The organism is Corynebacterium sp., from assembly GCF_030535495.1.
Taxonomy (GTDB): Bacteria; Actinomycetota; Actinomycetes; order Mycobacteriales; family Mycobacteriaceae; genus Corynebacterium.
In genome coordinates, this window is record NZ_JAUNRW010000015.1 from 8,986 (window position 1) to 16,874 (window position 7,889).

General features: G+C 68.1%; 10 protein-coding genes. 8 read left to right on the forward strand and 2 right to left on the reverse strand.

The genetic code is table 11. From position 1 onward, the window contains the following. A partial coding sequence (locus Q4F73_RS03580; RefSeq protein ID WP_303357981.1) for a DUF2029 domain-containing protein occupies window positions 1-1,175 on the reverse strand: 1,175 nt, incomplete at its 3' end. 108 nt (window positions 1,176-1,283) lie between these two features. Here Q4F73_RS03580 and pdxS point away from each other — a divergent pair. Beyond that, window positions 1,284-2,174, forward strand: coding sequence for a pyridoxal 5'-phosphate synthase lyase subunit PdxS (gene pdxS, locus Q4F73_RS03585; RefSeq protein WP_303358006.1), 891 nt, complete (start codon window positions 1,284-1,286; stop codon window positions 2,172-2,174). A 52-nt stretch (window positions 2,175-2,226) separates the two neighbouring features. Here pdxS and Q4F73_RS03590 read toward each other — a convergent pair whose 3' ends face one another. After that, window positions 2,227-2,748: a DUF3817 domain-containing protein gene (locus Q4F73_RS03590; RefSeq protein WP_303357982.1), complete on the reverse strand. Its 522-nt coding sequence runs from the start codon at window positions 2,746-2,748 to the stop codon at window positions 2,227-2,229. Window positions 2,749-2,836: 88 nt separating this feature from the next. Between Q4F73_RS03590 and Q4F73_RS03595 the strand changes: the two genes are divergently transcribed. The 7 genes from Q4F73_RS03595 to Q4F73_RS03625 all read left to right on the forward strand — a co-directional run bounded on the left by Q4F73_RS03595 (window position 2,837) and on the right by Q4F73_RS03625 (window position 7,771). Next, entirely contained in the window at window positions 2,837-3,694 is an 858-nt protein-coding gene (locus Q4F73_RS03595; RefSeq protein ID WP_303357983.1) for an acyl-CoA thioesterase II, read from the forward strand. Window positions 3,695-3,855: 161 nt separating this feature from the next. Then, a complete protein-coding gene (locus tag Q4F73_RS03600; RefSeq protein ID WP_303357984.1) occupies window positions 3,856-4,608 on the forward strand; it encodes a YebC/PmpR family DNA-binding transcriptional regulator in 753 nt (250 codons plus the stop codon). Window positions 4,609-4,689: 81 nt separating this feature from the next. Next, on the forward strand, window positions 4,690-5,199 hold the full coding sequence (ruvC, locus tag Q4F73_RS03605) for a crossover junction endodeoxyribonuclease RuvC (protein WP_303358007.1): 510 nt from the start codon (window positions 4,690-4,692) through the stop codon (window positions 5,197-5,199). Next, window positions 5,196-5,807, forward strand: a complete 612-nt coding sequence (gene ruvA / locus Q4F73_RS03610) for a Holliday junction branch migration protein RuvA (protein WP_303357985.1) — start codon at window positions 5,196-5,198, stop codon at window positions 5,805-5,807. Before ruvC ends, ruvA begins: the two co-directional genes overlap by 4 nt. 9 nt (window positions 5,808-5,816) lie before the next feature. Continuing rightward, window positions 5,817-6,863, forward strand: a complete 1,047-nt coding sequence (ruvB, locus tag Q4F73_RS03615; protein WP_303357986.1) for a Holliday junction branch migration DNA helicase RuvB — start codon at window positions 5,817-5,819, stop codon at window positions 6,861-6,863. A gap of 98 nt (window positions 6,864-6,961) precedes the next feature. Next, the gene (yajC, locus tag Q4F73_RS03620) at window positions 6,962-7,417 is read left to right on the forward strand and encodes a preprotein translocase subunit YajC (RefSeq protein WP_303357987.1); all 456 of its coding nucleotides are present in this window, start codon (window positions 6,962-6,964) and stop codon (window positions 7,415-7,417) included. A gap of 3 nt (window positions 7,418-7,420) precedes the next feature. Beyond that, window positions 7,421-7,771: an SdpI family protein gene (locus Q4F73_RS03625; protein ID WP_303357988.1), complete on the forward strand. Its 351-nt coding sequence runs from the start codon at window positions 7,421-7,423 to the stop codon at window positions 7,769-7,771. The last annotated feature ends 118 nt before the right edge of the window (window positions 7,772-7,889 follow it).

The following is a 7,889-nucleotide window of genomic DNA, read 5'->3' on the forward strand; positions in this document are numbered from 1 at the left end:
GTCACCTGCCAGAGCCACAGTGCAGACAGCACCGTGATGACCAGGATGAGCACGTTGCGTACCGCCAGCACGACGATCGCCGTGGTGGCGCTGGTCGGGTCCGCCCAGATGGGGGTGTAGTGGAAGGGGAAGACATAGAGCCCCAGGGCCGCCGTCACCACGGTGAGCACCGCCATCGCCGCCACCAGCCGGGAACGGGTGATGGTCAGGCACACCGCCAGCAGCGGGCCCACCCACACGATGTACTGCGGGGAGAACACCTTGTTGGTCACGATGAGCAGTAGTGCCAGCAGCAGCATGAACGCCACGGTCTCCCGCGGGTGCCAGCGGTCCGCCAGCAGCTGCCACGCCGCCCACACCACCGCGAAGACCAGCACGGCGATCATTGCACCATCGGCGATACTGACCGCGAAATCGGTACCGGGGCCGTGGATCTCGAAGCTTTTCGACGCCGCGAAGCCCATCCAGTAGGCCTCCGGATCCTCGTGGGCCGCGAACAGAAACGGGGTGGCCGCGAGGGACTCGATCTGGATGCCGCGATCGCCCTGGTAGTTGAGGGGACTGAGCAGGCGGTCAAGACCCGAGGTCAGCCACGTGATACCGGCCAGCAGGATGAGCGCCCCGAAGAAGGCGCCGACCCGCAACCAGGTGCCCGCCCGGCGGATCCCCCCGACCAGGCCGGCGGCCAGCACCGCCGGCCACAGCTTCACCGCTGCTGCACCGGCCAGCACCGCGGCACCGATAACCGGGCGGGTGAGCAGCAACGCCGCGGCACCGGCCACCAGGACGCCGGGGAACAGGTCGAGGCGCAACCAGAGGACGTGGCCGGTGGCCACGCCGAAAAAGACCCAGAACCAGGCGGCGGTGAAGCGGCGGCGACCGCCGAAGTGGAGGAGGACGGCGAGGACGGCGGCGTCGATAAGCACGCACATGACGGTGAAACCGGCGAGAAACGCGGTGATGTCGGGAGTGGTGATCCACCCCATCAGCCGCAACGGCCACACGCCCGCGTCCGGGTACTCCGTCATGGCGGTGGGGTCCGGACCGTAGAGGCCGAAGTGATAGTAGTGAACGTCGCCGAAGGGGACCGAATTCTCCACGATCAATCGCGCCAGGACTATGCGCGAGAGAATCCAGCCACACCACACCGCGGGAACCGACATGAGTTTGTGCACCGTCACATACTAGCCCCCGGCGAATGAAAACCCCGGGTGATTGGGCCGCGTCACAATTCACGTCCTACAGTTTCGGGGGCAAGAATAAACTGAGCGGACAGGAGCACCATCACAGTGAGCACCACGATCACCGGCCGGGCCAGGCGCGGTTATGCAGAGCAGTTCACCGGAGGCGTCATCATGGATGTCGTCACCCCCGAACAGGCGAGGATCGCCCAGGAGGCCGGAGCGGTTGCCGTCATGGCGCTCGAGCGCGTGCCCGCCGACATCCGTGCCCAGGGCGGTGTCTCGCGCATGTCCGACCCGGACATGATCGACGGCATCATCGCCGCCGTGGACATCCCGGTCATGGCCAAGGCGCGCATCGGACACTTCGTCGAGGCGCAGGTGCTGGAGTCGCTCGGCGTCGACTTCATCGACGAGTCCGAGGTGCTCACCCCGGCCGACTACGCCCACCACATCGACAAATTCGCCTTTGAGACCCCGTTTGTCTGCGGAGCCACCAACCTCGGTGAGGCCCTCCGGCGGATCAACGAGGGCGCGGCCATGATCCGCTCCAAGGGCGAGGCGGGCACCGGTGACGTCTCCAATGCCGTCACCCACATGCGCACCATCCGCGCCGAGATCAACCGCCTCACCTCCCTGGCCGAGGACGAGCTCTACGTCGCCGCCAAGGAACTGCAGGCCCCCTACGACCTCGTCGTCGAGGTGGCCCGGGAAGGCTCACTCCCCGTGCCGCTGCTCACCGCCGGTGGAATCGCCACCCCGGCCGATGCCGCCATGATGATGCAGCTCGGCGCGCAGGGCGTGTTCGTCGGCTCCGGCATCTTCAAGTCCGGCAACCCCGAGCAGCGCGCCCGGGCGATCGTCACCGCCACGAAGAACTACGCCGACGCCACCGTGGTCGCCGACGTCTCCCGCGGCCTCGGTGAGGCGATGGTGGGCATCAACGTCGATGATCTGCCCGTCTCCCACCGCCTGGCCGAACGCGGCTGGTGACAGCAACAGGCCCCGAACGCCGTGACGTTCGGGGCCTGTGTCGTATGTGGTGCTAGCTGACGGAGCCGGCGATGGCATCCGGGTCATAGGGCGGGCCCATCATGACGAGGATGGTGAAGATCACCGCGATGACCGCCAGCAGGATCGCGATGGAGCGACCCGGGTGGCGGACGAACTGGGCGAGGACCTTCTCCGGCAGCGTGCGCGGCTGCTCGGCCGCCTCACCGGTGTCGGAGAAACGCCAGCCGCCCTCGAGGAGCCCCTTGCGGTCTGCCCACATGGTGAACGGCCACGCGGCGAACGGGATGACCGAGACACCCATGCCCACGATGCCCTGGACCGCGCTCCAGCGGTTGTTGATCCACAGCAGCGCCGTGATGGCGATGAAGGTGAGGAAGCCGAAGCCGTGGATGCCACCGGCAATGGGCATGAGGGCATCGGTGGTGCCGGAGTACTTGAGGATCATGCCGACGATGAGCAGCGCCCAGGTGAACATCTCCAGGGCGGCGGCGAAACGGTGGAACTTGGCGGGGGAGAGGCCCTGCCGGGAGGCAGGTCGGGTCGCGGTTGTCATAAGTGCCCAGCCTACCGGGTGCAGGCGGAAACTCCATGGTCCGACGGGTCAACCGACCGGTTGATTCTCGGGGGTAAGGTAGCGGGTCATGGACATCGAGTACATCCTCGGGCTGGAGAAGATCGACACCGACATCTACCGCGGACCCGCGGTGGAATCGCAGCTGACCCGCACCTTCGGCGGCCAGGTCGCCGCGCAGGCGCTGGTGGCGGCGACGGAGACCGTCGAGCCGGTAAAGGCGGTGCACTCCCTCCACGGCTATTTCCTGGCGGCGGGGAAGGCGGCTGACCCGACGGTGTTCCTCGTGGACCGCCTGCGCGACGGACGCAGCTTCTCCTCCCGACAGGTCCGCGCCGTGCAGAACGGGGAGACGATCTTCTCCATGCAGGCCAGCTTCCATGTCCGCGACGACATCGGCCCGGGCCATTCCGATGTCATGCGCACGGTGCCGATGCCGGAGGAGATCGCGAGCGGGGACGACACCCTGCCCGTGTCCTCCCGCGCGTTGCTGGAGGAATGGGGCGACTGGGAGATCCTCGTCGTCCCGCCCGAGCGCTACGAGCACAACAAGTACACCCCCTCCCAGCAGGTGGTGTGGTTCCGTTCCCGCAAGCCGTTGCCCGACGACGACACCTTCCACGTGTGCACCCTGGCGTACATGTCGGACATGACCCTGCTGCATTCCTCCCTGGTCCCGCACCCGGGCCACCGCGTGCAGATGGCCAGCCTCGATCACGCGATGTGGTTCCTCCGCCCCTTCCGCGCCGATGATTGGCTCCTCTACGACCAGGTGTCACCGTCCGCCCACGCCGGCCGCGCACTGACCCACGGCCGCATCTTCGACCGTGCCGGCAATCTCGTCGCCGTGGTCACCCAGGAGGGGCTGACCCGCACCCTGCGTGAGGGCGCGCAGTCGATTCCCGTGGCGACGCCGGGCTCGGACTAGCAATCGGGGCGGGTGGCCTGTGTAAAATCGGACGGGTCAAAACTCGTGTCGTTCCTGTTCGCCCGTCGTTGCCCGCTCCCGCGGCCTGCATTGTCTGTGCTGCCGTGGTCGAGCGCCGGTGCCCGTCACAGCGGTGAACAGGGCAGGAAGAAAGGTAACCGATGGCAGGCCATTCAAAGTGGGCGACCACCAAGCACAAGAAGGCGGCGAACGACGCCAAGCGCTCCAAGGAGTGGGCCAAGGCGATCAAGGCCATTGAGGTGGCCGCACGCATGGGTGGTGGCGATCCGGCCGGTAACCCGACGCTGGACGACATGATCAAGAAGGCCAAGAAGGCCTCCGTCCCCAACGACAACATCGAGCGCGCCCGCAAGCGTGGCGCCGGCGAAGAGGCCGGTGGCTCCGACTGGGAGAACATCACCTACGAGGGTTACGGCCCCAACGGCGTGGCCGTGCTCATCGAGTGCCTCACCGACAACCGCAACCGGGCGGCCACCGAGGTGCGCACCGCCATGTCGAAGAACGGCGGCAACCTCGGCGAGTCCGGTTCCGTGGCCTACCTGTTCACCCGCACGGGCATCGTCCTGGTGGACAAGGGCGAGCTCACGGAGGACGACGTGCTCATGGCCGTCCTCGACGCCGGTGCCGAGGAGGTCAACGACCTCGGTGAGAAGTTCGAGGTCGTCTGCGCCCCGACCGATCTGCAGGCGGTCAAGGCCGCGCTGGAGGAGGCCGACATCGCCGTCGACGAGGCTGACCAGGATTTCCGGGCCTCCGTCGAGGTGCCGCTCGATGCTGCCGGGGCGAAGAAGATGTTCCGGCTTATCGACGCCCTCGAGGACTCCGATGATGTGCAGGACGTCTACACCAACATGGACCTGAGCGACGAGGTGCTCGCCGAGCTCGACGCCTAGTTCGGACGTGTGTGCTATAACTTGGGGGACACTTGGCACACACAGGAAGGCGGGCGCGTGAGTCTCACGGGACTGCGGGTGATGGGCATCGATCCGGGTTTGACCCGGTGCGGGTTGTCTGTCGTCCAGGCCGGACGGGGGCGGGAGGTGCTGCCCGTCGCCGTCGGGGTGGTCCGCACCCCGGCCGGCACCGACCTGTCCGAACGGCTCCTGCGGCTGTCGCGGGCCGTCGACGAGTGGATGGATGACTACCGCCCCGACGTGGTGGCGGTCGAGCGCGTGTTTGAACGCGGCAATGTCTCGACTGTCATCCACACCGCCCACGCCTCGGGTGTCCTCGTCCTGGCGGCGGCGCAGCGGGGGATTCCGGTGCACATGTACACCCCCTCGGAGGTCAAGAAGGCCATCTCCGGCAACGGCCGCGCGGACAAGAAGCAGATGACCTCGATGATCACCCGGATTCTCGGGCTGTCGGAGGCCCCGAAACCCGCTGACGCCGCAGACGCTCTCGCCCTGGCCGTGTGCCACTGCTGGCGGGCCCCGCTGCTGGCCCGCACCACCGCCCTGCTCAACCCTGGAGGACCATCGTGATCGCATCCGTTCGTGGCACCGTCATCGCCCTCGGCCTGGACCATGTGGTCGTGGAATGCGCCGGCGTGGGCTACCGGGTGGAGACCACCCCGGCGACGTTGGCCACCCTGCGCCGCGGGGAGGAGGCCTTTCTGCTCACCAGCCTCACCGTGCGCGAAGACGCCCACATCCTCCACGGCTTCGCCACCGATGAGGATCGAGGGATGTTCCACCTCCTGCAGACCGTCACCGGTCTCGGCCCACGCCTGGCCCTCGCCTGCCTGTCCGTGTTCGACGCCGGGGAGATTTCCGCGGCGATCGCGGGGGAGGACGCGAAGACACTGCAACGCATCCCGGGCGTGGGCAAGCGCATGGCCGAACGCCTGGTCCTCGAACTCAAGGACAAGGTCGCGGCCTACGTGCCGGTACCGGCAGCGGGGGAGGAGCAGGTGGCCCCGCTGCCTGCGGCCGCCGAGTCCGTGGCCCTGCAGGTCACCGAGGCGCTGGTGGGTCTCGGATTCACCGACCGTGTGGCCCAGCCCGTGGTCGAGGGCGTGCTCGCCGAGAACCCGGACCTGGACACCGCCGCGGCCCTGCGGGCGTCGCTGACCCAGCTCGGTCGGAAGTAGGCTGGTCACGTGAGTGACATGGAGCGCACGGAATTCAGGGTGCCGGACCGGGAGGTCGATACCACCATCCAGCTGGGGGAGCAGGAGTCGGAGACCACCCTGCGTCCGAAGAACCTCGACGAGTTCATCGGCCAGCAGAAGGTGCGTGACCAGCTCTCCCTCGTGCTCACGGGTGCGAAGAACCGTGGTGTCACCCCCGATCACGTGCTGCTCTCCGGCCCGCCCGGCCTGGGCAAGACCACCATGGCGATGATCATCGCGCAGGAGCTCAACACCAACCTGCGCATGACCTCCGGCCCGGCGCTGGAACGCGCCGGTGATCTCGCCGCGATGCTGTCCAACCTCATGGAGGGGGACGTCCTGTTCATCGACGAGATCCACCGCATCGCCCGGCCGGCCGAGGAAATGCTCTACATGGCCATGGAGGATTTCCGCATCGACGTCATCGTGGGCAAGGGCCCCGGCGCCACCTCCATTCCGCTGGAACTGCCGCCCTTCACCCTGGTCGGGGCCACCACCCGCTCGGGCATGCTGACCGGCCCGCTGCGTGACCGCTTCGGTTTCACCGCGCAGATGGAGTTCTACGACGTCGCCGACCTCACCCGGGTGGTCACCCGCGCAGCGAAGATCCTCGAGGTCACCATGGATGCGGACGCCGCGGTGGAGATCGCCTCCCGGTCGCGGGGGACACCCCGTATCGCCAACCGGCTTTTGCGGCGCGTGCGGGACTTCGCCGAGGTCAACGCCGACGGTCACATCGATCTGGCGGCCGCCCAGGGGGCGCTGGAGGTCTTCGACGTCGATGAGCTCGGGCTCGACCGCCTCGACCGTTCCGTACTGTCCGCGCTCATCCGCGGGCATGGCGGTGGGCCGGTCGGCGTGAACACACTGGCCATCGCGGTCGGCGAGGAACCGGGCACCGTCGAGGAGGTCTGCGAGCCCTATCTGGTGCGCGCCGGACTCATCGCCCGCACCGGACGGGGTCGGGTGGCCACGGCGGCGGCCTGGCGCCACCTCGGGCTCGAGCCCCCGGAGGGCGCGCTCGGCCTGTTCTGAGGTGGGATCACCCGTGTCACCGCAGTGTCGCGCGGGGCTGGGGGCCAGCCCCGCGTCGGCTGGTATGCAGACACCTTGATCTGGCACACTGGCTGACCATGGAACTCCTTCTTCTTCCCCTCATCATCGCGATCTTCATCCTGCCGTCCTTCCTCATGATGCGCAGCCAGCGCCGTCGCCAGGCGGAGATGCAGAGCATGCAGGCCGCCATCGGTGCCGGGGACCGCGTGGTCACCGTCGCGGGCATTCACGGCACCATCACCGCCGCGCGCGACACCCAGGTCGAGGTGGAGATCGCCCCCGGCGTGGAGGTCACCATGGACCGCATCGCCATCATGCGCAAGGCCACCCCGGAGGATCTCGGAGTGGTCGGCGGTACGGCCGCCGCCACCGGTGCCACTGGCTCCACTGCCGCCGGTGAGCAGGTCGGCTACCAGCACCCGGAGTACCCGGAGACCACCACGGAGCGGGCCGAGCATCCGGAGAACGCCCCCGAGTTCCCGGATCACCCGGAGAACAACCCCGGTGACCAGGGCCACCCGGAGAACCGCTAGCCCATGTCCGAGATGATCGGCCCGCTGATCGGAGTGCTCACCGTGGCACTGTTGTTCGGGCCGGTCGTTCGTGCCGCCGCCCGCGGTGAATTCGATCGCGGCGGACTGGTCGGTATCCGGACCCGCCACACCCAGCGCTCGGACGCCGCCTGGCGGGCCGGCCACGCCGCGGCGCTGCCCTGGGCGCGGCGGTGCCTGGTGGTGGCTGCCGCGGTGGTCCTCCTCGCCGTGGTCGCGCAGTGGACACTGGGGGATCCCGCCGGACTGGTGGTTGCGCTCTGCGGACTGGTCGGTCAGGTCGGGCTCGTAGTGCTGGCCACCTGCGCCGCCAACACCGCCGCCCGGGAAACCTGAACACATCACCGCCGCCTCCGCACCGGAGGCGGCGGTGTCGCCTTTCCGACGCCAGTGTTTTCCGCGGGGTCACACTCGGACTCCCGGTGTCTGATGACGTAGCATGATCGGTTGTGCA